Origin of the sequence: Kosakonia sacchari SP1, from assembly GCF_000300455.3 — a bacterium.
Lineage (GTDB): Bacteria > Pseudomonadota > Gammaproteobacteria > Enterobacterales > Enterobacteriaceae > Kosakonia > Kosakonia sacchari.
Genome location: NZ_CP007215.2, coordinates 3,999,789 through 4,022,903, shown reverse-complemented (window position 1 = coordinate 4,022,903; position 23,115 = coordinate 3,999,789). Strand labels below are relative to the sequence as shown.

The 23,115-nt window shown below is 53.9% G+C and carries 17 protein-coding genes; 11 read left to right on the top strand and 6 right to left on the bottom strand.

Annotated features, from left to right (window positions below; translation table 11 throughout):
• Positions 1 to 11 precede the first annotated feature (11 nt).
• Positions 12 to 575, top strand: a complete 564-nt coding sequence (ampD, locus tag C813_RS42005; RefSeq protein ID WP_017457945.1) for a 1,6-anhydro-N-acetylmuramyl-L-alanine amidase AmpD — start codon at positions 12 to 14, stop codon at positions 573 to 575.
• Positions 572 to 1,426 (top strand): beta-lactamase regulator AmpE, encoded by an 855-nt coding sequence (gene ampE / locus C813_RS42000; RefSeq protein WP_017457946.1) that lies wholly within the window; start codon positions 572 to 574, stop codon positions 1,424 to 1,426. The genes ampD and ampE overlap by 4 nt, the downstream gene beginning before the upstream one ends.
• Before the next feature lie 15 nt (positions 1,427 to 1,441).
• Here the strand turns inward: ampE and C813_RS41995 are convergent, their stop codons facing one another.
• From C813_RS41995 to aroP, 3 genes are all read right to left on the bottom strand, one after another.
• Positions 1,442 to 2,398: a glycoside hydrolase family 43 protein gene (locus C813_RS41995; protein WP_017457947.1), complete on the bottom strand. Its 957-nt coding sequence runs from the start codon at positions 2,396 to 2,398 to the stop codon at positions 1,442 to 1,444.
• Complete coding sequence (locus C813_RS41990; protein ID WP_017457948.1) at positions 2,398 to 3,801, bottom strand: glycoside-pentoside-hexuronide (GPH):cation symporter; 1,404 nt, start codon at positions 3,799 to 3,801, stop codon at positions 2,398 to 2,400. The genes C813_RS41995 and C813_RS41990 overlap by 1 nt, the downstream gene beginning before the upstream one ends.
• Positions 3,802 to 3,973: 172 nt before the next feature.
• Positions 3,974 to 5,347: an aromatic amino acid transporter AroP gene (gene aroP, locus C813_RS41985; protein WP_096325413.1), complete on the bottom strand. Its 1,374-nt coding sequence runs from the start codon at positions 5,345 to 5,347 to the stop codon at positions 3,974 to 3,976.
• Positions 5,348 to 5,881: 534 nt separating this feature from the next.
• On the opposite strand from aroP, the gene pdhR reads away from it, so the two are divergent.
• The 8 genes from pdhR (at position 5,882) to yacL (ending at position 19,111) form a co-directional block, all read left to right on the top strand.
• Positions 5,882 to 6,646, top strand: coding sequence for a pyruvate dehydrogenase complex transcriptional repressor PdhR (pdhR, locus tag C813_RS41980; RefSeq protein ID WP_017457950.1), 765 nt, complete (start codon positions 5,882 to 5,884; stop codon positions 6,644 to 6,646).
• A gap of 178 nt (positions 6,647 to 6,824) precedes the next feature.
• Positions 6,825 to 9,488, top strand: a complete 2,664-nt coding sequence (gene aceE / locus C813_RS41975; protein ID WP_017457951.1) for a pyruvate dehydrogenase (acetyl-transferring), homodimeric type — start codon at positions 6,825 to 6,827, stop codon at positions 9,486 to 9,488.
• 14 nt (positions 9,489 to 9,502) lie between these two features.
• Complete coding sequence (gene aceF, locus C813_RS41970) at positions 9,503 to 11,407, top strand: pyruvate dehydrogenase complex dihydrolipoyllysine-residue acetyltransferase (protein WP_017457952.1); 1,905 nt, start codon at positions 9,503 to 9,505, stop codon at positions 11,405 to 11,407.
• A 204-nt stretch (positions 11,408 to 11,611) separates the two neighbouring features.
• Positions 11,612 to 13,036 carry a dihydrolipoyl dehydrogenase gene (gene lpdA, locus C813_RS41965; RefSeq protein WP_025263731.1) on the top strand — a complete coding sequence of 475 codons (1,425 nt, stop codon included), beginning with the start codon at positions 11,612 to 11,614 and terminating at the stop codon, positions 13,034 to 13,036.
• A 292-nt stretch (positions 13,037 to 13,328) separates the two neighbouring features.
• Complete coding sequence (gene traT, locus C813_RS41960) at positions 13,329 to 14,060, top strand: conjugal transfer complement resistance protein TraT (RefSeq protein WP_017457954.1); 732 nt, start codon at positions 13,329 to 13,331, stop codon at positions 14,058 to 14,060.
• A 188-nt stretch (positions 14,061 to 14,248) separates the two neighbouring features.
• Positions 14,249 to 15,682, top strand: coding sequence for a hypothetical protein (locus C813_RS41955; RefSeq protein ID WP_017457955.1), 1,434 nt, complete (start codon positions 14,249 to 14,251; stop codon positions 15,680 to 15,682).
• 272 nt (positions 15,683 to 15,954) lie between these two features.
• Positions 15,955 to 18,552 (top strand): bifunctional aconitate hydratase 2/2-methylisocitrate dehydratase, encoded by a 2,598-nt coding sequence (acnB, locus tag C813_RS41950; RefSeq protein ID WP_017457956.1) that lies wholly within the window; start codon positions 15,955 to 15,957, stop codon positions 18,550 to 18,552.
• 196 nt (positions 18,553 to 18,748) lie between these two features.
• A complete protein-coding gene (yacL, locus tag C813_RS41945; RefSeq protein ID WP_017457957.1) occupies positions 18,749 to 19,111 on the top strand; it encodes a protein YacL in 363 nt (120 codons plus the stop codon).
• Positions 19,112 to 19,140: 29 nt separating this feature from the next.
• Here the strand turns inward: yacL and speD are convergent, their stop codons facing one another.
• The 3 genes from speD to C813_RS41930 all read right to left on the bottom strand — a co-directional run bounded on the left by speD (position 19,141) and on the right by C813_RS41930 (position 21,250).
• Positions 19,141 to 19,935: an adenosylmethionine decarboxylase gene (gene speD, locus C813_RS41940; RefSeq protein WP_017457958.1), complete on the bottom strand. Its 795-nt coding sequence runs from the start codon at positions 19,933 to 19,935 to the stop codon at positions 19,141 to 19,143.
• A gap of 20 nt (positions 19,936 to 19,955) precedes the next feature.
• On the bottom strand, positions 19,956 to 20,816 hold the full coding sequence (speE, locus tag C813_RS41935) for a polyamine aminopropyltransferase (protein WP_017457959.1): 861 nt from the start codon (positions 20,814 to 20,816) through the stop codon (positions 19,956 to 19,958).
• 86 nt (positions 20,817 to 20,902) lie between these two features.
• Positions 20,903 to 21,250 carry a YacC family pilotin-like protein gene (locus C813_RS41930; RefSeq protein WP_020456577.1) on the bottom strand — a complete coding sequence of 116 codons (348 nt, stop codon included), beginning with the start codon at positions 21,248 to 21,250 and terminating at the stop codon, positions 20,903 to 20,905.
• Positions 21,251 to 21,394: 144 nt separating this feature from the next.
• On the opposite strand from C813_RS41930, the gene cueO reads away from it, so the two are divergent.
• Positions 21,395 to 23,020, top strand: coding sequence for a multicopper oxidase CueO (cueO, locus tag C813_RS41925; protein WP_017457961.1), 1,626 nt, complete (start codon positions 21,395 to 21,397; stop codon positions 23,018 to 23,020).
• The last annotated feature ends 95 nt before the right edge of the window (positions 23,021 to 23,115 follow it).

Sequence of the window (23,115 nt, the reverse complement as noted above, 5' to 3'; positions counted from 1 at the left end):
AGGAGTTCCTTATGCAGTTACGCAAGGGCTGGCTGGTTGAGGCGCGGCATGTGCCGTCTCCCCATTTTGATTGCCGCCCGGACGATGAACAGCCTTCATTACTGGTGGTACATAATATTAGCTTGCCCCCCGGTAAATTTGGCGGCCCGTGGATAGACGCGCTGTTCACCGGCACGCTGGATGCCAGTGCCGATCCCTTCTTCGAAGAGATTGTTCATCTGCGTGTTTCCGCGCACTGCCTGATTCGCCGCGACGGTGAAATTGTGCAGTATGTGCCTTTCGATAAACGCGCCTGGCATGCGGGCGTCTCTTCGTATCATGGACGGGAACGCTGTAACGATTTTTCCATTGGTATCGAGCTCGAAGGCACCGATCATCTGCCTTATACCGATGTGCAATACCGCCAACTGGCGGCAGTGACTCGAACGGTGATTGAGCTTTACCCGTCGATTGCCGACAATATGACCGGGCATAGCGATATCGCCCCCGAACGCAAGACCGATCCCGGGCCGGCTTTTGATTGGGCAAGGTTCCGTGCGTTGGTTGCCGGTATGTCAGAAAAGGAGATGCCATGACGTTATTCACTCTGTTGCTGGTGTTAGTAGCAGAACGGCTGTTTAAACTGGGCGAGCACTGGCAACTGGATCATCGGATGGAAGTGCTGTTCCGGCGGGTAAAACACTACTCCATGTTCAGAACGTTGCTGATGACCGCGCTGGCGATGCTGGTTACCTTCCTGATTTTGCGTGCCTTGTATGGGCTGTTTTTCAATGTTCCGCTGCTGGTGGTATGGATTTTGTTCGGCGTGTTGTGTATCGGCGCGGGTAAAGTGCGGCTCCATTATCACGCCTATCTGAAAGCGGCAGCGCGCAATGACGCCCATGCTCACACGGCAATGGCGAATGAGTTGACGCTGATCCACGGTGTACCGCCAGGCTGCGACGAGCGCGAGTTTCTGCGCGAGTTGCAAAACGCGCTGGTGTGGATCAACTTCCGTTTTTATCTCGCGCCAATGTTTTGGTTTATCGTTGGTGCGTCGTGGGGGCCCGTATTGCTGGTGGGGTATGCCTCACTGCGTGCGTGGCAATACTGGCTGGCGCGTTACAAAACGCCAAACGAACGTCAGCAGTCGGGCATTGATGCGATTTTGCATCTGCTGGATTGGGTACCGGTACGCCTCGCGGGCGTGGTTTATGCACTGGTCGGGCACGGAGAAAAAGCGCTCCCGGCCTGGTTTGCCTCGTTGGGTGATCGTCATACTTCGCAGTACCAGGTGCTGACGCGTCTTGCGCAGTTCTCGCTGGCGCGCGAGCCGCACACCGATAAAGTCGAAACGCCGAAAGCCGCTGTCTCAATGGCGAAGAAAACGTCGCTGGTGCTGGTGGTCGTGGTGGCGTTGTTAACGATTTACGGCACGCTGATTTAACCGCGTGCCGCAGTATCACTGATTATCCGCTGCCGGGATGCCGAAATCGGGCATCCCGTTTTCTTGCCAGCGGATGGTTTTCAGGCGGGTATGGCGATTGGGATCGTAAAGCGGATCGCCTTCAATTTCGGTGTAGTTACGTGCGTGGTAGACCAGCACATCTTCCCCTTCCGGCGTTTGCGTAAAGCTGTTGTGCCCCGGGCCGTACTGGCGGTTTTCATAACTGGTTTTAAACACCGGCTGCGGCGATTTATACCAGTTTTTGGGATCCTGCGGATTGGCGTTGATATCAATCCACAACAAGCCCATACAGTAGTTTTCGTCGGTGGCGCTGGCGGAATAACTCACAAAAAGTTTATCGCCGTGAAACAATACCGCCGGGCCTTCATTGACCAGAAAACCACGACACTCCCAGTCAAACTCTGGTTTGCTTAACATGACCGGTTCGCCTTTCAGCGTCCACGGATTTTCCATTTCCGCCAGGTAAAGATTAGAGTTACCGGCAATATCCGGCGCTTTTTGCGCCCATAAATACCAGCGTTTCCCCTGATGCTCAAAGGTGGTTGCATCGAGCGCAAAGGTATCGAAAGGCGTTTTTACCTGGCCTTTTTCGACCCAGCGACCGCTGAGCGGATCGGCATCGGCATCGGCACACTCCAGCACAAACATGCGATGCTGGAACATATTCAGCGCATCCAGCGCCTTAGTCCATGTCGCGGCAAAATATAAATACCATTTACCATCAATGTGATGCAGTTCCGGCGCCCAGATAAGCTCGCTCATCGGCCCGCTTTGCGGTTTACGCCAGACTACGCTTGCCTGCGCGTGACGCAGACCTTCCAGCGTGGCGGCACGGCGGATCTCCAGTCGGTCATATTCCGGCACCGAGGCTACAAAGTAGTACTCGCCTTGATGGTGCAGGATAAACGGATCGGCACGCTGTTCAATAAACGGGTTCGGCCAGGTATTCATTATGCATTCCTTACGTTATCGCCCGCCGGTAAAGGCTGATTTTCCGTCAGTTCATGGTAGTTGACGCGGCGTTTTTCCAGATCCGCCTGGATCTGTTTCATCAATTCACGGTCGACTTTCAGCAGGCGCACCACGCCTGCGGTGATCAGGTAGCCCACGCCCGGAATAATGGTAAACAGCAGCATAATGCCGTTAATGGCGCTGGCGCTTTGCTGTTTGGCTCCGGCGTCATAGCCGTACCAGGAGAGCAGGAAACCGACCATCGCCCCGGCAACTGCCAGGCCCACTTTCAGGAAGAACAGGTTGCCGGAGAAGCTCATACCGGTAATGCGTTTACCGGTTTTCCACTCGCCGTAATCATCGACATCCGCCATCAGCGACCAGTGCAGCGGGGAAGGGATCTGATGCAGAATGTTGAGCAGGAAGTAGAGCACCACAATCAGCACCGTGGCGTGCGGGTCAAAGAAGTAAAAGGCGCAGGAGAAAAACGCCAGCACGATATTGGTCCAGAAGAAGACTTTCAGTTTGCACCAGCGGTCGGTCAGCACTTTTGCCAGCATACTGCCGAGCATCATGCCGACCACACCAAGGCTAATAAACATCGTCGCGAAATGGGTGCTTTCCCCCATCACCCAGGTGACATAATACATGGTGGCCGCCATGCGGATAAAACCAGGGCAAACGTTGCAGAGCGTCAGCAACAAGATGCGCACCCACTGATCGTTTTTCCACACATCTTTGAAATCTTTTTTCAGATCGTCATTGGTTGGCACCGCCGGGCGGATACGTTCGCGCACGGTGGCAAAACAGAACAGGAACATGCACATACCGATAAACGCCAGCACCGTCATTGCCATCTGGTAGCCTTTGGCTTTATCCGCACCGCCGAACCACTCGGCCATCGGCAGCAGCGTGAGCGACAACAGCAGGGTTGCAATGCCGACCATCACAAAGCGATACGACTGGCAGGCAACGCGCTCTTTCGGGTCGTTGGTGATCACACCGCCCAGCGAGCAGTAGGGGATATTGATCGCGGTATACGTCAGCGACAACAGGAAATAGGTGACAAAGGCATAGATAACTTTGCTGTTATAAGTCCACTCCGGCGTGGTGAACATCAGCACGCTGAAAACGGCGTAAGGTACGGCTATCCACAACAGCCACGGGCGAAAACGGCCATATTTACTTTGTGTCCGATCAGCAAGCGCTCCCATTAGCGGGTCAGTCACCGCATCAATCACGCGAATCGACAGCAGTAATACCCCAACCAGCGCAGGTGCGAGGCCGAAGATATCAGTATAGAAATAGTTAACAAACAGCATGATAGCGCCAAAGATGATGTTGCATCCGGCGTCGCCCATGCCATAGCCAATCTTTTCTTTAACAGACAGTTTGTTGTCCATTGCCGGTTCTCCCTTTGAGATATGGCATGAAGTATTTGTCTGTAAGTTTTTGTTTGCGTAGCAGGATCAGGCCGCAGAGATGGACAAAATGGCTATGGAAAGGAAAGTGTGAGGAAGGTAACACAGTGATAACAACCCTCTCCCGGTCGGGAGAGGGCAGAACGAATAAGGATTAATTCGCTTTCACGGCATTGGCGTTTTTCTGCTTCAGCAGGTAGCCGACGCCGAGGATGGCAATCCACACCGGGATCAGGTAGACGGAGATCGCCATGCCGTCTGTCATCAGCATGATCACCAGTACCGCTGCCATAAAGATCAGGCAGATCCAGTTCCCCAGCGGGTAGAACAGCGCCGGGAAGCGCGGCGTAACCCCTTGCTGCTGCTTGGCGCGGCGAAAACGCATGTGCGCCAGGCTAATCATCGCCCAGTTGATCACCAGCGCGGAAACCACCAGCGCCATCAGCAGACCAAACGCGGATTCCGGGGCTAAGTAGTTGATCAGCACGCACAGCGCGGTAAACAGCGCAGAGGTGATGATGGTGTTCACCGGCACGCCGCGTTTATCCACTTGTTGCAGCATTTTCGGCGCGTTGCCCTGTTTCGCCAGACCGAACAGCATACGGCTGTTGCAGTACACGCAGCTGTTATAAACCGACAGCGCGGCAGTCAGCACCACAATGTTCAACGCATTGGCCACAAACGAGTCGCCCAGTTCATGGAAGATCAGCACAAACGGGCTGGTATCAGCAGTAACGCGCGTCCACGGCAGCAGGGAGAGCAGCACGGCCAGCGAACCCACATAGAAGATCAGAATACGGTAGATAACCTGGTTGGTGGCTTTCGGAATGCTTTGTTCCGGGTTATCGGCTTCTGCGGCGGTGATCCCCACCAGCTCCAGACCACCGAAGGAGAACATGATGATCGCCATCATCATCACCAGCCCACCAATGCCGTGCGGCAGGAAGCCGCCCTGATCCCACAGGTTACGCACGGTGGCCTGCGGACCCGCACTACCGCTAAACAGCAACCAGCCGCCAAATACGATCATCGCGACAACTGCGAAAACCTTAATAATGGCGAACCAGAATTCCATCTCACCAAACACTTTCACGTTGGTCAGGTTGATGGCGTTGATAATGACAAAGAACACGGCGGCCGAAACCCATGTTGGAATTTCTGGCCACCAGAACTGCACATATTTCCCGACGGCGGTAAGCTCCGCCATCGCCACCAGCACGTACAGCACCCAGTAATTCCAGCCGGAAGCAAAGCCTGCAAAGTTGCCCCAATATTTGTAAGCGAAGTGGCTGAATGAGCCTGCTACCGGCTCTTCAACCACCATTTCGCCAAGCTGGCGCATGATGAGAAACGCGATAAAACCGGCAATGGCATAACCCAGAATTATCCCCGGACCGGCAGATTGAATGACGGATGCGCTGCCCAGAAACAGGCCAGTCCCAATAGCGCCACCCAGCGCGATAAGCTGAATGTGGCGGTTCTTAAGGCCGCGCTTTAGCTGATCGCCGTGCTGTTGACCTTCCATTATGAAACCTCGTGTGTGGTTGTTATTTGTACGCTGCGGTTGCGTGTAATAAATAAATTCCGTTTTTTGTATTTTTTAGTTTACGAAATGTCGACGTGTTTTTTCGTCAATCCCTTTCATAGGGCTCAGAATAGTGATAAGTGCGCGGGAATGCATCTGCTTTATGAAACTCTGATGACGAGCGGATAAAAAAGAAACCATTTTTGCGTACCCCCATCTACCTCTTCAATAAACTTATTTCTTTGTTTTATGCATATTAAAAGAATAACCATTCATATATTCATCAACTGAATCGGTTCATATGCCTTAATTGGCGTTTCAGGAAAGTTAAAACTGCCTCTTTCGTGGTAAACGAGGCATTTGTGCAAGGTTACATCTTTGAAACGCCATTTCTGTAACATTGTTAAAATGTGCGTGGTTTCCTGATTTCAATCAAAACCTGTATGGACAGAAGGTGAATACTTTGTTACTTTAGCGTCAAGAACATGAAATTGGTAAGACCAATTTACTCCGGGCGAGTGGTAGAGACAGGGAACAATGGCCTACAGCAAAATCCGCCAACCAAAACTTTCCGATGTGATTGAGCAGCAACTGGAGTTTTTGATTCTCGAAGGTACGTTGCGTCCCGGCGAGAAACTGCCTCCAGAACGCGAACTGGCTAAACAGTTCGATGTTTCTCGTCCTTCACTGCGCGAGGCCATTCAGCGCCTCGAAGCGAAAGGTCTGCTCCTTCGTCGCCAGGGTGGCGGTACTTTTGTCCAAAGCAGCCTGTGGCAAAGCTTCAGCGATCCGCTGGTTGAACTTCTGGCCGATCACCCCGAATCCCAATTTGACCTGCTTGAAACCCGCCACGCGCTGGAAGGTATTGCTGCATATTACGCAGCGCTGCGCAGCACCGATGAAGACAAAGCGCGGATCAGCGAGCTGCACCAGGCCATTGAGCGAGCGCAGCAGTCCGGCGATTTGGACGCGGAATCCAGTGCCGTCGTGCAGTATCAAATAGCCGTAACCGAGGCGGCACATAATGTAGTGCTGCTTCATCTGCTACGCTGCATGGAGCCCATGTTGGCGCAAAACGTTCGTCAGAACTTTGAATTGCTCTACGCGCGCCGCGAAATGCTGCCGCTTGTCAGCAACCATCGCTCGAGTATTTTCGCGGCGATCATGGCCGGGAAGCCGGAAGAGGCGCGTGAAGCGTCACACCGCCACCTGGCGTTTATTGAAGAGATTTTGCTGGATCGTAGCCGTGAGCAGAGCCGTCGTGAACGCTCGCTTCGCCGGTTAGAGCAGAGAAAGAATTAAGATTTTCTGGTGCAGGTTGTACCGGAAGAGTTGTAACACCAGCGCCAAACTTTAGAGCGCGGCAACTAAACGCAGAACCTGTCTTATTGCACTTTTGTGGTTTGAACGAAAGGCATGAGAATGCAATGGGACAGGTTCCAGACAAATCAACGTATTAGATAGATAAGGAATACCCCCCATGTCAGAACGTTTCCAAAATGACGTGGATCCGATCGAAACTCGCGACTGGCAACAGGCGATCGAATCGGTCATCCGTGAAGAAGGTGTTGAGCGTGCTCAGTATCTGATTGACCAGCTCCTTTCTGAAGCCCGCAAAGGCGGTGTGAAAGTGGCAGCTGGCACAGGGGCGAGCAACTATGTAAACACTATTGCCGTTGAAGATGAACCGGAATACCCGGGCAATCTGGAACTGGAACGCCGCATTCGTTCAGCTATCCGCTGGAACGCCATCATGACGGTTCTGCGCGCGTCCAAAAAAGACCTTGAGCTGGGCGGCCACATGGCGTCCTTCCAGTCTTCCGCGACCGTTTATGAAGTTTGCTTCAACCACTTCTTCCGCGCGCGTAACGAGAAAGACGGCGGCGATCTGGTGTACTTCCAGGGCCACATCTCTCCGGGCATCTACGCACGCGCATTCGTTGAAGGTCGTCTGACTGAAGAGCAGATGAACAACTTCCGTCAGGAAGTTCACGGTAAAGGCCTCTCCTCTTACCCGCACCCGAAACTGATGCCGGAATTCTGGCAGTTCCCGACCGTATCTATGGGCCTGGGCCCGATTGGTGCGATCTATCAGGCGAAGTTCCTGAAATATCTGGAACACCGTGGTCTGAAAGATACCTCTGAACAAACCGTTTACGCATTCCTGGGCGACGGTGAGATGGATGAGCCGGAATCCAAAGGCGCTATCACCATCGCCACCCGTGAGAAACTGGATAACCTGTGCTTCATCATCAACTGTAACCTGCAGCGTCTGGATGGCCCGGTAACCGGTAACGGCAAAATCATCAACGAACTGGAAGGCATCTTCGCAGGTGCTGGCTGGAACGTTATCAAGGTGATGTGGGGCGGTCGTTGGGATGAGCTGCTGCGTAAAGATACCAGCGGTAAACTGATCCAGCTGATGAACGAAACCGTTGACGGCGACTACCAGACCTTCAAATCCAAAGATGGCGCGTACGTGCGTGAGCACTTCTTCGGTAAATACCCGGAAACCGCAGCGCTGGTTGCAGACTGGACTGATGAGCAGATCTGGGCTCTGAACCGTGGCGGCCACGATCCGAAGAAAGTTTACGCGGCACTGAAAAAAGCGCGTGAAACCAAAGGCAAAGCGACTGTTATCCTGGCCCATACCATTAAAGGTTACGGCATGGGCGATACCGCAGAAGGTAAAAACATCGCTCACCAGGTGAAGAAAATGAACATGGACGGCGTGCGTTATATCCGCGATCGTTTCAATGTTCCGGTTACCGATGAGCAGGTTGAAAACCTCTCTTACATCACCTTCCCGGAAGGTTCTGAAGAGCATAAATACCTGCACGAACGTCGCCAGGCGCTGAAAGGCTACCTGCCGTCTCGTCAGCCGAACTTCACTGAGAAACTGGATCTGCCTGCGCTGGAAGACTTCTCCCAGTTGCTGGAAGAGCAGAACAAAGAGATCTCCACCACTATCGCTTTCGTACGTGCTCTGAACGTGATGCTGAAGAACAAGTCGATCAAAGACAGACTGGTTCCGATCATCGCCGACGAAGCGCGTACTTTCGGTATGGAAGGGCTGTTCCGTCAGATTGGTATTTACAGCCCGAACGGCCAGCAGTACACCCCGCAGGACCGTGAGCAGGTTGCTTACTACAAAGAAGACGAGAAAGGTCAGATCCTGCAGGAAGGTATCAACGAACTGGGTGCTGGCGCATCCTGGCTGGCGGCTGCGACTTCTTACAGCACCAACAACCTGCCGATGATCCCGTTCTACATCTACTACTCCATGTTCGGGTTCCAGCGTATCGGCGACCTGTGCTGGCAGGCTGGCGACCAGCAGGCTCGCGGCTTCCTGGTAGGTGGTACTTCTGGTCGTACAACCCTGAACGGCGAAGGTCTGCAGCATGAAGATGGTCACAGCCACATTCAGTCGCTGACTATCCCGAACTGTATCTCTTACGACCCGTCTTACGCGTACGAAGTGGCAGTCATCATGCATGACGGTCTGCAACGCATGTACGGTGAAGCGCAAGAGAACATTTACTACTACATCACCACGCTGAACGAAAACTACCACATGCCGGCGATGCCGGAAGGTGCTGAGGAAGGTATCCGTAAAGGTATCTACAAACTCGAAACCGTTGCCGGTAGCAAAGGTAAAGTTCAGCTGCTGGGCTCCGGTTCTATCCTGCGTCATGTGCGTGAAGCAGCGCAGATCCTGGCGAACGACTACGGCGTGGGCTCTGACGTGTACAGCGTCACCTCCTTCACTGAGCTGGCGCGTGATGGCCAGGATTGTGAGCGCTGGAACATGCTGCACCCGCTGGAAACGCCGCGCGTTCCGTACATCGCTCAGGTGATGAACGACGCACCGGCTGTGGCATCAACTGACTATATGAAACTGTTCGCCGAGCAGGTTCGTACTTACGTACCGGCTGATGATTACCGCGTACTGGGTACCGATGGCTTCGGTCGCTCCGACAGCCGTGAAAACCTGCGTCACCACTTCGAAGTTGATGCTTCTTACGTGGTGGTAGCAGCACTGGGCGAACTGGCTAAACGTGGCGAAATCGACAAGAAAGTGGTGGCGGAAGCCATTACCAAATTCAACATCGATGCAGAAAAAGTTAACCCGCGTCTGGCGTAAGAGGTAAAGAGATAATGGCTATCGAAATCAAAGTACCGGACATCGGGTCTGATGAAGTAGAAATCACCGAGATTCTGGTCAAAGTGGGCGACAAAGTAGAAGCTGAACAGTCGCTGATCACCGTGGAAGGCGATAAAGCCTCTATGGAAGTTCCGTCTCCGCAGGCTGGCGTTGTTAAAGAGATCAAAGTCTCTGTTGGCGACAAAACCGAGACGGGCAAACTGATCATGATTTTCGATTCCGCCGATGGTGCAGCAGCCGCTGCACCTGCTCCGGCAGAAGAGAAGAAAGAGGCCGCTCCGGCAGCTGCTGCACCAGCAGCTGCGGCAGCAAAAGAAGTGAACGTGCCTGACATCGGCGGTGACGAAGTTGAAGTCACCGAAATCCTGGTGAAAGTGGGCGACACCGTTGCGGCAGAACAATCTCTGATCACCGTAGAGGGCGACAAAGCCTCTATGGAAGTTCCGGCGCCTTTCGCAGGCACCGTGAAAGAGATCAAAATCAACACCGGCGACAAAGTTTCTACCGGCTCGCTGATCATGGTCTTTGAAGTGGCGGGTGCTGCACCTGCTGCGGCTCCGGCTCAGGCCGCCGCTCCGGCTGCGGCGAGCGCACCGGCAGCTGCGGCTGGCGCGAAAGAGGTCAACGTACCGGATATCGGCGGCGACGAAGTTGAAGTCACCGAAGTGCTGGTGAAAGTGGGCGACAAAGTCTCCGCTGAACAGTCTCTGATCACCGTAGAAGGCGACAAAGCCTCTATGGAAGTCCCGGCACCGTTCGCAGGTACTGTGAAAGAGCTGAAAGTGAACGTGGGTGACAAAGTCTCCACTGGTTCCCTGATCATGGTGTTTGAAGTGGAAGGCGCTGCGCCTGCCGCCGCTCCGGCTGCCGCTGCTGCTCCGGCATCTGCTGCTGCCCCGGCTCAGGCTGCTAAACCTGCTGCGGCACCGGCTGCGAAAGCAGAAGGTAAATCTGACTTCGCGGAAAACGATGCTTACGTCCACGCTACCCCGCTGATCCGCCGCCTGGCGCGCGAGTTCGGCGTTAACCTGGCGAAAGTGAAAGGCACCGGTCGTAAAGGCCGTATCCTGCGCGAAGACGTTCAGGCTTACGTGAAAGACGCAGTGAAACGTGCTGAATCCGCACCTGCTGCTGGCGCAACTGGCGGTTCTCTGCCGGGTCTGCTGCCATGGCCGAAAGTGGACTTCAGCAAGTTCGGCGAAATCGAAGAAGTGGAACTGGGCCGTATCCAGAAAATCTCTGGTGCTAACCTGAGCCGTAACTGGGTGATGATCCCGCACGTTACGCACTTCGACAAAACCGATATCACCGATCTGGAAGCATTCCGTAAACAGCAGAACGCCGAAGCTGAGAAGCGCAAACTGGATGTGAAATTCACCCCGGTTGTCTTCATCATGAAAGCTGTTGCTGCCGCGCTTGAGCAAATGCCGCGCTTCAACAGCTCGCTGTCTGAAGATGGTCAGCGCCTGACGCTGAAGAAATACATCAACATCGGTGTTGCGGTGGATACCCCGAACGGTCTGGTTGTTCCGGTCTTTAAAGACGTGAATAAGAAGAGCATTACCGAGCTGTCTCGCGAATTGACCGTGATTTCCAAGAAAGCGCGTGACGGTAAGCTGACCGCTGGCGAAATGCAGGGCGGTTGTTTCACCATCTCCAGCATCGGCGGCCTGGGTACTACCCACTTCGCACCGATTGTGAACGCGCCGGAAGTGGCTATCCTGGGCGTCTCCAAATCTGCAATGGAGCCGGTCTGGAACGGTAAAGAGTTCGTACCGCGTCTGATGATGCCGATTTCGCTCTCCTTCGACCACCGTGTGATTGACGGTGCTGATGGTGCGCGCTTTATCACCATCATCAACAACATGCTGTCTGACATTCGCCGTCTGGTGATGTAATCGAAGAAGCCGGCCTGACGGCCGGCTTTTTTCTGGTAATCTCATAAGGCTGTTGGGGTTATCAGGGGCAAAAGGACAAATCGTTTGCCGTTTGTTGTTTCAAAATTGTTAACAATTTTGTAAACTGCGGGCGGATAGAACGTCCCGGTGGATGAAGGGCGACATGAAGTACCCCTGACCGCCGGAAATCAATAAGAGGTCATGATGAGTACTGAAATCAAAACTCAGGTCGTGGTACTTGGGGCAGGCCCGGCAGGTTACTCTGCTGCCTTCCGTTGCGCTGATTTAGGTCTGGAAACCGTCATCGTTGAACGTTACAACACTCTCGGCGGTGTTTGTCTGAACGTGGGTTGTATCCCTTCTAAAGCGCTGCTGCACGTTGCAAAAGTTATCGAAGAAGCCAAAGCGCTGGCTGAACACGGTATCGTCTTCGGTGAACCGAAAACCGATATCGACAAGATTCGTACCTGGAAAGAGAAAGTTATCACTCAACTGACCGGCGGTCTGGCGGGTATGGCCAAAGGCCGTAAAGTGAAAGTGGTTAACGGTCTGGGTAAATTCACCGGGGCGAACACCCTGGAAGTGGAAGGCGAAAACGGCAAAACCGTAATCAACTTCGACAACGCTATCATCGCGGCGGGTTCCCGTCCGATCCAGTTGCCGTTCATTCCGCATGAAGATCCGCGCGTATGGGATTCTACCGACGCTCTGGAACTGAAATCTGTACCGAAACGCCTGCTGGTTATGGGTGGCGGTATCATCGGTCTGGAAATGGGCACTGTGTACCATGCGCTGGGTTCAGAGATTGACGTGGTTGAAATGTTCGACCAGGTTATCCCGGCTGCTGACAAAGACATCGTTAAAGTCTTCACCAAACGCATCGGTAAGAAATTCAATCTGATGCTGGAAACCAAAGTGACCGCCGTTGAAGCGAAAGAAGACGGTATTTACGTTTCCATGGAAGGCAAAAAAGCCCCTGCTGAAGCGCAGCGTTATGACGCCGTGCTGGTGGCTATCGGTCGTGTGCCGAACGGTAAAAACCTCGACGCTGGCAAAGCAGGCGTGGAAGTGGACGACCGTGGCTTTATCCGTGTTGATAAACAGCTGCGCACCAACGTGCCGCATATCTTCGCTATCGGCGATATCGTCGGTCAGCCGATGCTGGCGCACAAAGGCGTGCATGAAGGCCACGTGGCCGCTGAAGTTATCGCCGGTAAAAAACACTATTTCGATCCGAAAGTTATCCCGTCTATCGCCTACACCGAGCCGGAAGTTGCATGGGTGGGGCTGACCGAGAAAGAAGCGAAAGAGAAAGGCATCAGCTACGAAACCGCCACCTTCCCGTGGGCAGCGTCTGGCCGTGCTATCGCTTCTGATTGCGCTGACGGTATGACCAAACTGATTTTCGACAAAGAGACGCACCGTGTTATTGGCGGCGCGATTGTCGGCACCAACGGCGGCGAGCTGCTGGGTGAAATCGGTCTGGCTATCGAAATGGGCTGCGATGCGGAAGATATCGCGCTGACCATTCACGCGCACCCGACGCTGCATGAGTCCGTCGGTCTGGCGGCTGAAGTGTTCGAAGGTAGCATTACCGACCTGCCGAACCCGAAAGCGAAGAAAAAGTAAGTTTCGCCAGTTTACGATAAGGCAGCCTGCGGGCTGCTTTTTTTTGCCTTTTTCCCCAACAATCTCCTCTTTTCACATAACTACAAGTATTAGTAGGCATTTTTCACTCAGATTATTCCGTAAAATGCCGATAACTCAGCCAAGAATTTTTATATAACGCAGGCTGCAAGCCCGCACCTCTGGCTCCGTCATGACATGGACTGTGTGACTTTTCCTCGTTTCATTGCTCCCGTCCGGCGTTTGCCGCATTTGTAGTTCTTATCCCTGGTTTGGAATGAAAAAAGGAATCGTTATGTCTTATAAAAAAATTGCTGTCGTCGGTGTGGTATTGGCTGCGTTCGTGCTGTCGGGTTGTGGCGCGATGACCACGGCGGTGAAAAAACGTAATCTGGAAGTGAAAACCCAGATGAGCCAGACCATCTGGCTGGAACCCTCCTCTGAGAAAACCGTTTATATCCAGGTGAAAAACACCTCTGATAAAGACATGAGCAACCTGCAGACGCTGCTGTCAAAAGAGCTGACTGATAAAGGTTACAAAGTGACCTCTTCCCCGGATACCGCTTACTACTGGATCCAGGCCAACGTGCTGAAAGCCGACAAAATGGACCTGCGTGAAACCCAGGGATACCTGAAAAGTGGTTACGAAGGTGCGGCAATGGGTGCGGCGCTTGGCGCGGGTATTACTGCGTACAACAGCAACTCCTCCGGCGCGGCACTGGGCGTGGGCCTGGCGGCGGGCCTGATCGGTATGGCGGCTGATGCAATGGTCGAAGATGTTAACTTCACTATGGTAACCGACCTGCAAATCTCTGAGCGTAGCAAAGCGAAAGTGACCACCGACAACGTAGCGGCGCTGCGTCAGGGCACTTCCGGTATCAAGCTGCAAACCAGCACAGAAGAGGGCAACCGCGCGAAATACCAGACCCGTGTTGTGTCTAACGCGAACAAAGTGAACCTGAAATTCGAAGAAGCCAAACCGGCGCTCGAAGCACAGCTGGCGAAATCTGTCGCTAACATTATGTAAGCCGTCTTTGCATTCCGCATGAGGAATGCATGGGTAGCCTAAAATAGGCGAGTCAGATAACTGACTCGCTTTTTTTTATTGTGTTTCGTGATGAATTTAGTGTTTTCATCCGCAAAGTATAAAGATTGTGCAAAAACTGCCGATGTTAGATGACTACCACTATCGGTGAGAGAGGGAGTTTCATCGTCATGATCCGCGGACTTAGTTTTGCCTTACAGCTGCCTTCTGTGACGCGCGTGAGCGCGACAACGCAGGTTGGCGCTGCTGCTCGTGCCGCCAACAGCAATAACGCCGTCGCCAACAATAACACCTCGGCGAAAGTGATGTTCGGGAGCCAGACTTCAGAGATTTCGGCGGTTTATAGCCTGTCACCGAAAAAAATGAGCACCAGTGTCGCACAGCACTCCAACCCTATTATCGAAGGGCTGATGCAATCGGCAGTGGGCGGAGCTTCGGTTTCCTCAATGGCTGGCCTTGGCAGCGCGCTGCTTGACAATCTGAAGGAGAACCGGGGCGATTTCACCCAGGCGCTGACCGGCGTGCGTACTGAGTTGGGTGCCAGTGCCGGTGCGAATAAATCTGCGGTGACGCTCAGCATTGCCACCAAATCCGGCTCGACCGTTCACCTGACGATGACCCAGCAGGACAATGGCATCGCGGTTGAGGTGAAAACGGAGGGCGAGGCGCTGAATGATGATGATGCTGCGGCAGTGGCGAACCTCGGCAATGCGTTGAGCAAAGCGCTCAGCGGGCTGGGGCAGCAACCGCCGAAACTGGATATCGCCGGTTTAACCAACTTTGATAGCAATCGATTGAAATCCATCGATCTGAAAACGGATATACGCAATGGCGATGATTCGCTGCAGTCGCTGAATTTCCATGCCGATGACAAAGCGCGCTCCGTTGCCTACCAGGATGGCGACTACTCGCTGAAGATGAGTAGCGATATGTCCAAACCTGCACTCTCCGGGAGCTACGGACAACAGCAGCTGGCGCTGAAAGCATATGACGATAAATTCGATAAAGCGCGTATTGCCGGTAATGGCGATCGTGGTCAGATGGAAGCGATGAAATCCGTCTTCCGCGCGCTGAACACCACTCGCGATGCGGAAAGCGCCAACGTCACCGCAGGCCAAAATTTCACTCTTAATACGAACGGCGTTTCGCAATTAAGTGGGCTGAATGATTTTTCGCTGTCGCTCGTGCAAACCGAGAAATCACCTAACCCGTTGCATGAAGAAGAGAAAGATCGCTTCGCCTATACCGCCTCGCAGTCTTCTGAAGAGCAAACACGAGATGACGGTTCAAAAACCGTGAAGCAGACGACACGCAGCCATCTGAGCGCCGCCTGGCATGAGGCTATCGACCCGTCGATTCCGCTGGCGCTGAACAAAATGAAGTCGTCGCAAAATTACTTCTACCATCTGGTGGAAAACGATGAAGAGAACACCACCACGCTCAACTATAACGGTCGCGGGCAACTGGCAAGCGTCGGTCATAACGAGCAGGTGAACAACCGCTCAACGGTACAAAAATACGTGCTGGGTAAACTGGTGGATCAAACCGTCACGCCGGAAAAGTATGCCAACAGTAATGTGCGTTCGTTGTTAGGTTCGGTGTAACAGCCGCGTAACCAAACGGTCCTGCGGGGCCGTTTTTCATTTCTGCGGGCGAGGATTCTCTGTCGTTAAAACCTTCTCCCGCCTGCTTTATTCCGTCTTTAACGATTCAGCAAGTATTTAATGTTGCTTTTTTGTAAACAGATTAACACCCCCTGAAAATCCTGCTATGCTGCCCGACGCGGTTCGCGGATTTACCCTACAAACTGCTGTCTCACAGGAGCGTGAAGAGAAACGCCTGCCGCATTATGACAATGAGAGCGAGGAGAACCGTCGTGCTAGAAGAATACCGTAAGCACGTAGCTGAACGTGCCGCTGAGGGGATTGCGCCAAAACCATTAGATGCAACCCAAATGGCAGGCCTTGTCGAGCTGCTGAAGAACCCGCCTGCTGGCGAAGAAGAATTTCTGATTGACCTGCTGGCTAACCGTGTCCCACCGGGCGTTGATGAAGCTGCCTATGTAAAAGCAGGTTTCCTTGCCGCTATCGCCAAAGGCGATGCCACCTCCCCACTGGTTACCCCTGAAAAAGCGATTGAACTGCTGGGCACCATGCAGGGCGGCTATAACATTCACCCGCTGATTGACGCGCTGGATAGCGAAAAGCTCGCGCCGATCGCCGCCAAAGCCCTGTCCCACACGCTGCTGATGTTCGATAACTTCTACGACGTGGAAGAGAAAGCGAAAGCGGGCAACGCCTACGCCAAACAAGTGATGCAGTCCTGGGCTGATGCCGAATGGTTCCTGAGCCGCCCGGCGCTGGCCGAGAAAATCACTGTTACTGTTTTCAAAGTAACGGGTGAAACCAACACCGATGACCTTTCCCCGGCACCGGATGCCTGGTCGCGCCCGGATATTCCGCTGCACGCGCTGGCGATGCTGAAAAACGCCCGTGAAGGTATTGAGCCGGATCAGCCGGGTAGCGTTGGTCCGATCAAACAGATCGAGCAGTTGGCGAAAAAAGGTTTCCCGCTGGCCTATGTGGGTGATGTTGTGGGCACCGGTTCTTCGCGTAAATCCGCCACCAACTCGGTGCTGTGGTTTATGGGCGACGACATTCCGTTTGTGCCGAACAAACGCGGCGGCGGCCTGGTGCTGGGCGGCAAAATCGCGCCAATTTTCTTTAACACCATGGAAGATGCCGGCGCGCTGCCGATCGAAGTGGATGTTAACAGCCTGAACATGGGCGACGTGATTGACGTTTACCCGTTCAAAGGCGAAGTACGTAACCACGAAACCGGCGAACTGCTGGCGAGCTTTGAGCTGAAAACCGAAGTGCTGATTGACGAAGTGCGCGCCGGTGGCCGTATTCCGCTGATTATCGGCCGTGGCTTGACCACCAAAGCGCGTGAAGCGCTGGGCCTGCCGCACAGCGACGTTTTCCGTCAGGCGAAAGACGTGGCCGAAAGCAACCGTGGTTATTCGCTGGCACAAAAAATGGTTGGTCGTGCCTGCGGTGTGGCCGGTGTCCGCCCTGGCGCTTACTGCGAACCAAAAATGACCTCTGTGGGTTCTCAGGACACCACCGGGCCGATGACGCGTGATGAACTGAAAGACTTGGCGTGCCTGGGCTTCTCGTCCGATCTGGTGATGCAGTCCTTCTGCCACACGGCGGCGTATCCGAAGCCGGTTGACGTGACCACACACCACACGCTGCCGGACTTCATTATGAACCGTGGCGGTGTTTCGCTGCGTCCGGGCGACGGCGTTATCCACTCGTGGCTGAACCGTATGCTGCTGCCGGATACCGTCGGTACCGGTGGTGACTCTCATACCCGTTTCCCGATTGGTATCTCCTTCCCGGCGGGTTCAGGTCTGGTGGCGTTTGCCGCTGCGACCGGCGTGATGCCGCTGGATATGCCGGAATCAGTGCTGGTGCGCTTTAAAGGCAAAATGCAGCCGGGTATTACGCTGCGCGATCTGGTGCATGCGATCCCGCTGTACGCGATCAAACAGGGTCTGCTGACCGTTGAGAAGAAAGGTAAGAAAAACATCTTCTCCGGCCGCATTCTGGAGATCGAAGGTCTGCCGGATCTGAAAGTCGAGCAGGCGTTTGAGCTGACCGATGCTTCTGCTGAGCGTTCCGCTGCTGGTTGTACCATTAAGCTGAACAAAGAGCCGATTATTGAGTATCTGAACTCCAACATCGTGCTGCTGAAGTGGATGATTGCCGAAGGCTACGGCGACCGCCGTACGCTGGAGCGCCGTATCCAGGGCATGGAGAAATGGCTGGCCGATCCGCAACTGCTGGAAGCGGATGCCGACGCGGAATACGCGGCGGTGATCGAGATCGATCTGGCGGAAATCAAAGAGCCGATTCTCTGTGCACCGAACGATCCGGACGATGCGCGTCTGCTCTCTGACGTTCAGGGCGCAAGCATCGACGAAGTGTTCATCGGTTCCTGCATGACCAACATCGGTCATTTCCGCGCAGCCGGTAAACTGCTGGATAGCCATAAAGGCCAGTTGCCGACCCGCTTGTGGGTAGCGCCGCCGACCCGTATGGACGCCGCGCAGTTAACCGAAGAGGGCTACTACAGCGTGTTTGGTAAGAGCGGGGCGCGTATCGAGATCCCGGGTTGCTCTCTGTGTATGGGTAACCAGGCGCGTGTCGCTGACGGCGCGACGGTGGTGTCCACCTCGACCCGTAACTTCCCGAACCGTTTAGGCACCGGTGCGAACGTCTATCTGGCTTCTGCGGAGCTGGCGGCGGTGTCGGCGCTGATCGGTAAACTGCCAACGCCGGAAGAGTATCTCAACTTTATGGCGCAGGTGGATAAAACCGCTGTCGATACTTACCGTTACCTCAACTTTGACCAGTTGAATCAGTACACCGAAAAAGCGGACGGCGTGATTTTCCAGACTGCCGTCTGATAACGAAGGCCACCCTGCGGGGTGGCTTTTTTTTGCCCGCCTGTTTTTATTCCTGCCGCTAAAACGCCTCCCGCGCTTATTTTCTCTTCGCCTGAGCGGTTATTTTTCCTCGCTTCCGGCCGCTGCGCTTTTTTTCTTGTATTGTGCTGCGATAATTACTGCATAGGCGGCGATTTGCCTGCATGAGGAAGCGATTATGGATTACGAATTTTTGCGTGATATCACCGGAGTGGTAAAAGTGCGCATGTCGATGGGCCATGAAGTGGTGGGGCACTGGTTCAATGAAGAAGTGAAAGAGAACCTGGCGCTGCTCGATGAAGTGGAGCAGGCGGCGAAAACGGTGAAAGGCAGTGAACGTTCCTGGCAACGTGCGGGTCATGAATACACGCTGTGGCTGGATGGCGAAGAGGTGATGATTCGCGCGAACCAGCTGGAATTTTCCGGCGATGAAATGGAAGAGGGAATGAGTTACTACGACGAAGAGAGCCTGTCGCTATGCGGCGTTGAGGATTTCCTTCAGGTGGTGGCGGCTTACCGGCAGTTCCTCCAGCAACGTTAATCAGGGCGCGTCCTTGCGCCCCTGGTGCGTTACACGGCCGGAATGTTGCGGCCGTAGTAGATCTCGCGCATCTCTTTCCACAGCGCTTCGGTGATCTCTTTACGTTCTTGCGGCGTTAAATCTTCCGGTTTGGTATGAAACATGTAGTGCTTAAGGTCGAACTCTTTAAGCAACATCTTGGTATGGAAGATATTTTCCTGATACACGTTAACGTCCACCATGTCATACAGCGATTTCATGTCATCTGACATGAAGTTCTGAATCGAATTAATCTCATGATCGATAAAGTGTTTCATGCCGTTGATATCGCGGGTAAAGCCGCGCACGCGGTAATCGACGGTGACAATATCGGATTCGAGCTGGTGAATCAGGTAATTCAGCGCTTTCAGCGGTGAAATCACGCCGCAGGTTGAGACTTCAATATCCGCGCGGAAAGTACACAAACCGCCTTCCGGATGGCTTTCCGGGTAGGTGTGCATGCAGATATGGCTTTTATCCAGATGCGCGACAACCGCTTCCGGCAGCGGGCCTGGGTGCTCGGTTTTGTCGATAAGCTGCGGGTCGACAGGCTCTTCGCTCACCAGAATGGTTACGCTCGCGCCTTGCGGCTCGTAATCCTGGCGGGCAATGTTCAAAATGTTTGCGCCAATGATGTTACAGGTTTCCGTGAGGATCTCGGTCAAACGGTTGGCGTTATAGAGTTCATCGATATAGGCAATATAGCCATCACGCTCTTCTGCGGTTTTGGCGTAGCAAATGTCGTAGATACAAAAACTCAGGCTTTTGGTCAGGTTGTTAAAGCCATGTAGTTTAAGCTTTTTCAATTTTTATCACCCCCTTAGTGTTACTGTGCAGCCAGTGCATCATGTAAATATTGCGGCAGGGCAAAGGCTGCCGTATGAATCGCCGGGTTGTAGTAGCGGCAGGTGAGACTGGCATTGTGGAAACGGGCGGCAATAATCTCGGTTGAGAGATGGCGCAGTGCTTCGTTATCCGTGGCCCAGGCGAACGTCATAATGCCGCCGTAATAGGTTGGCACCGCCGCCTGATAGAAGCCGACATCGCTGAAATAGTGGCCGAGCTTGCGGTAGCTGTCGACCGCTTCATCTTGCTGTAAGAAACTGACGCCGTTTTGCGCGACGAAGATCCCGCCAGGGTTCAGGCAGCGTTTGCAGCCTTCATAAAACGCAGAGGTAAACAAGCTCTCGCCTGGCCCGATCGGATCGGTACAGTCCGAGATAATCACGTCAAACGTTTGGTCAGTGTGAGTAACAAAGTTCACGCCGTCGTCGATCACCAGCGTAAAACGCGGATCGTCATAGGCGCCTGCATTGTGCTTTGGCAGATACTGGCGGCAGAAAGAGACGACGCCAGCGTCGATTTCTACCATGGTGATGGTTTCAATATTTTTATGGCGGGTGACTTCGCGCAGCATCGCGCCGTCGCCGCCGCCGATGATCAGCACATGTTTCGCGTGGCCGTGCGCCAGCAGCGGAACATGGGTCATCATTTCGTGATAGATAAACTCGTCACGTTCGGTGGTTTGCACCACGCCATCCAGCGCCATAACGCGGCCAAAAGCGGCGTTCTCGAAAATAATCAGATCCTGATGATCGGTCTTTTCGTGATACAGCACCTTATCAACGGCAAAGTATTGACCAAAATGGTCGTGCAGCGTCTCTTGCCATACGTTGTTATCGGCCATCGGTAGCTCCTTTGTTAACACCCGCGAAAAACGGGCGCAACATCATAGCTAACTCTGCTTAGCGATGCACGGTCAAAAGTTCACCGTTATTTGACGTAGGCGAGCAGGCTCAGGGAGTCGCGGGCGAGGGCTTTACATTTTTTGGCGGTCGGAATGCCAATACCGCTGAGATCGCGGTAACTCTCTTCGCCAAGCGATTTCATGTCCCACGTATCGTAGTTGCTGAGATCCCACTGGTTTTGCTGGGCGAAAAAAACCAGTGCGCGGCGGATCTGCCCATTAGGTAAATTGTTATAACCGCAGTCGTTTTTCAAAAATACAAACACTGCCGTGAGATCGGCCATGTCTTCAGCTTCGGATTCACTCAGTGCGTAACTGTTGGCGGAGACAGCCAGCAAGCTGCCCAGGACAATTGTTCTGAAAAACGTCTTCATTATTTCTACCACGGCGTAACGGAATTTAAACGTTAGCACAGTCCGGATATGGCGACGATATTTATTATTGCCTCTTTTCTTGACCTTCCGGCAGGGGGAGGGTTTAAGCTCAAAAGATGACCTGCAATCGATAAGGAAATGCCCATGCAACGCCGAGATTTCTTGAAATATTCCGCTGCGCTGGGGGTGATGAGCGCGCTGCCGTTATGGAGCCGTTCGCTGTTCGCCGCTGAGCGCCCCGCATTGCCTGTACCACCGTTACTCGCCGCCGACGCGCAAAACCGCATCGTGTTAACGGTGCAGGCGGGCGAAACCCTGTTTGGCAATAAACGCGCCGCGACCTGGGGATACAACGGTGCGCTGTTAGGCCCGGCGCTTCAGCTCCGTCAGGGGCGTGAGGTGACCGTTGAGATCCGCAATACACTGGCTGAAGAGACCACCGTGCACTGGCACGGTGTTGAGGTGCCGGGCGAGGTCGATGGTGGGCCGCAAGGCATCATTAAACCCGGCGCTAGCCGAACGGTGACGTTTACTCCCACACAGCAGGCGGCGACATGCTGGTTCCACCCGCATCAACACGGCAAGACTGGTCGACAAGTTGCGATGGGGCTGGCGGGGCTGGTGCTGATTGAGGATGAGAACAGCCGTAAATTGCGCCTGCCGCAGCAGTGGGGCATTGATGACGTGCCGGTCATCGTGCAGGACAAAAAATTCACTGACAACGGGCAGATTGACTACCAACTGGATGTGATGAGCGCGGCCGTTGGCTGGTTTGGCGATACGCTGCTCACCAACGGCGCCCTTTATCCGCAGCATTCCGCCCCGCGCGGCTGGCTGCGCTTGCGTTTATTGAATGGCTGCAATGCGCGCTCGCTGAAGTTTGCCACCAGCGATCAACGGCCGTTGTATGTGGTAGCCAGCGACGGCGGTTTGCTCAGTGAGCCGGTGAAAGTGAGCGAGCTACCGATGCTGATGGGCGAGCGCTTTGAAGTATTGGTTGATACCAGCAACGGTAAGCCGTTTGATCTGCTGACCTTACCAGTTCAGCAGATGGGAATGACCGTTGCGCCGTTTGACCAGCCGCAACCGGTGCTGCGCATCCAGCCATTACAGGTGACCGCTTCTGGCACGTTACCGGATACGCTGGCAACACTGCCGGGCTTACCCGCGCTTGAAGGATTAACGCAGCGCACCTTGCAACTGTCGATGGATCCGATGCTCGATATGATGGGCATGCAGGCGCTACAGCAGAAGTATGGCGATAGCGCGATGGCCGGGATGATGGGCCACGGGCAGATGGGTAATATGCAAATGGGTCATGGCCAGATGAACCATAGCCAGATGGGCAATATGCAAATGGATAATGGTCAGATGGACCATAGCCAGATGGGTAGCGGTCAGATGAACCACGGCGGCAACGGTTTTGATTTTCATAACGCCAACCGCATCAACGGCAAAGCCTTTGATATGGCGACGCCGCAATTTGCCGCGCAAAAAGGGCAGTATGAGCGCTGGGTAATTTCCGGCGAGGGCGACATGATGTTGCACCCGTTTCATATTCACGGCACCCAGTTCCGCATTTTGTCGGAAAATGGCAAACCGCCAGCGGCGCATCGCGCAGGCTGGAAAGATACGGTTGAAGTGTATGGCGCGCGCAGCGAAGTGTTAGTGCGTTTCCAGCATGACGCGCCGAAAGAATTTGCGTATATGGCGCACTGCCACCTGCTGGAACATGAAGATACCGGAATGATGCTAGGGTTTACGGTGTAGCGCTTAACGCTCCGCTTTATGCAATGGTTTGTGGCCGAAAAAAGAAATCCCCTCGTGCCAGATGGCAGAGGGGATTTTTTATAGCCAGTAATATT

Bases quoted from the DNA above. Each gene is read 5' to 3' on its own strand.
- speE (WP_017457959.1), bottom strand. From the start codon at position 20,816: ATGGCCGATAACAACGTATGGCAAGAGACGCTGCACGACCATTTTGGT.
- C813_RS41955 (WP_017457955.1), top strand. From the start codon at position 14,249: ATGATCCGCGGACTTAGTTTTGCCTTACAGCTGCCTTCTGTGACGCGC.
- cueO (WP_017457961.1), top strand. From the start codon at position 21,395: ATGCAACGCCGAGATTTCTTGAAATATTCCGCTGCGCTGGGGGTGATG.
- C813_RS41930 (WP_020456577.1), bottom strand. From the start codon at position 21,250: ATGAAGACGTTTTTCAGAACAATTGTCCTGGGCAGCTTGCTGGCTGTC.
- aceE (WP_017457951.1), top strand. From the start codon at position 6,825: ATGTCAGAACGTTTCCAAAATGACGTGGATCCGATCGAAACTCGCGAC.
- pdhR (WP_017457950.1), top strand. From the start codon at position 5,882: ATGGCCTACAGCAAAATCCGCCAACCAAAACTTTCCGATGTGATTGAG.
- traT (WP_017457954.1), top strand. From the start codon at position 13,329: ATGTCTTATAAAAAAATTGCTGTCGTCGGTGTGGTATTGGCTGCGTTC.
- lpdA (WP_025263731.1), top strand. From the start codon at position 11,612: ATGAGTACTGAAATCAAAACTCAGGTCGTGGTACTTGGGGCAGGCCCG.
- C813_RS41990 (WP_017457948.1), bottom strand. From the start codon at position 3,801: ATGGACAACAAACTGTCTGTTAAAGAAAAGATTGGCTATGGCATGGGC.
- ampD (WP_017457945.1), top strand. From the start codon at position 12: ATGCAGTTACGCAAGGGCTGGCTGGTTGAGGCGCGGCATGTGCCGTCT.
- C813_RS41995 (WP_017457947.1), bottom strand. From the start codon at position 2,398: ATGAATACCTGGCCGAACCCGTTTATTGAACAGCGTGCCGATCCGTTT.
- ampE (WP_017457946.1), top strand. From the start codon at position 572: ATGACGTTATTCACTCTGTTGCTGGTGTTAGTAGCAGAACGGCTGTTT.
- yacL (WP_017457957.1), top strand. From the start codon at position 18,749: ATGGATTACGAATTTTTGCGTGATATCACCGGAGTGGTAAAAGTGCGC.
- aceF (WP_017457952.1), top strand. From the start codon at position 9,503: ATGGCTATCGAAATCAAAGTACCGGACATCGGGTCTGATGAAGTAGAA.